We start from the raw sequence: 1430 nt of genomic DNA on the forward strand, positions 1-1430 counted from the left end.
GCGCGACTCGCCGCCACCATCAACCGCTTCGGTCACGTTCGGCCGCATCGATTCGACGCGCCATATGCGGATCGGCAGCACGTCGCCGGGCGGAAGGGTCTCGGGGATCGTGAGGCTCGACGTCTTCGACCCCGTGCGCGGACCCAGCACGACCTGCGCATTCGACGAGGCGAGCCGGGCCGCCAACGTCGCCGGCATGACTGGCAGCGGCGGAACGACGATCATGCTGTAGCCGTCGAGCGGTGCATCGGCCGGTATCACATCGACGTCGAGTCCCAGGCTGCGCAACGCGCTGTAGTACTCGAACGCGAAGCGCGGATAGTGGAAGTCCGCTCCCTGCGGATGAATCTCGAAGAGCCACTTCGCCTCGTAATCCCAGATCAGCGCGACTTTCGCAGCAACCTGCGATTCGCCTTCGGCCTTCAGCACGTCTGCGATCTCGCGCGCCACGGTTTGCGCTTCGGCGCCGCCCACGTCGAGCCGGTTGTCCGGCCTGTTGAGCCCCGCGTGCATCTGCTCCTGTCCGAACGGCACTTGTCGCCAGCGGAAATACGACACGCATCCCGCACCATGCGCGAACGCCTCCCAACTCCACAGGCGCACCATGCCCGGCAGCGGCGCGGGATTCCACATCGCCCAGTTCACCGGGCCGGGCTGCTGCTCCATCACCCAGAACGGCTCTTTCGACATGCCGCGATAGACGTCGTGATTGAACGACGCGAAATCAGGATGCCCGGTGCGCAGCCACTTCGCCTTGATCGACGGGTCGAACCACTGCTCTTCGAGTGCCCCGAGCGGATAGCTGTCCCAGGTTGCGATGTCGAGATCGGCGGCGACCTTGTAGTGATCGAACTCGGTGAAGAGTTGCATGAAGTTGTGCGCAACGGGCCGACCCGGCGAATGCGCACGGATGATATCGACCTGCATGCGGTTGTAACGCACGACTTCGTCCGAAGCGAAGCGGCGGTAATCCAGACGGTGAGACGGATGCGCTTCGGTCACGGTCGCGACCGGCGGATCGATCTCGTCGAAGCTGCGGTATTCCATGCTCCAGAACACCGTGCCCCATGCGGCATTCAGGGCATCGATGTTTTCGTAACGCGCCCGCAGCCACTCGCGAAAGCGCTTCGCGGCTGCGTCGGAATAGCTGACAACCGTGTGGTGGCAACCGAATTCGTTATCGGTCTGCCAGTACGCGACAGCGGGATGCCGGCCGTACCGATCGGCGACAGCCGTACAGATTTTTGCGGATGCCTCGAAATACGAAGGCGACGAAAAATCGTAATGGCGCCGCGAGCCGAAATTGCGCGGGCGGCCATCGGCGCCTACGGGAAGAATGTCGGGATGAAGATCGATCAGCCACTTCGGCGGTGTCGCGGTCGGCGTGCACATGACGACCTTCAGGCCCTCCCCGGCGAGCGTTTCGATCG

The 1430-nt window shown here is 63.6% G+C and carries 1 protein-coding gene; it reads right to left on the reverse strand.

What is annotated here, in order from left to right:
* A partial coding sequence (locus tag AWB67_RS37725; protein ID WP_143746814.1) for a beta-galactosidase occupies positions 1-1430 on the reverse strand: 1430 nt, incomplete at both ends.

The organism is Caballeronia terrestris (assembly GCF_001544515.1).
Classification (GTDB): domain Bacteria; phylum Pseudomonadota; class Gammaproteobacteria; order Burkholderiales; family Burkholderiaceae; genus Caballeronia; species Caballeronia terrestris.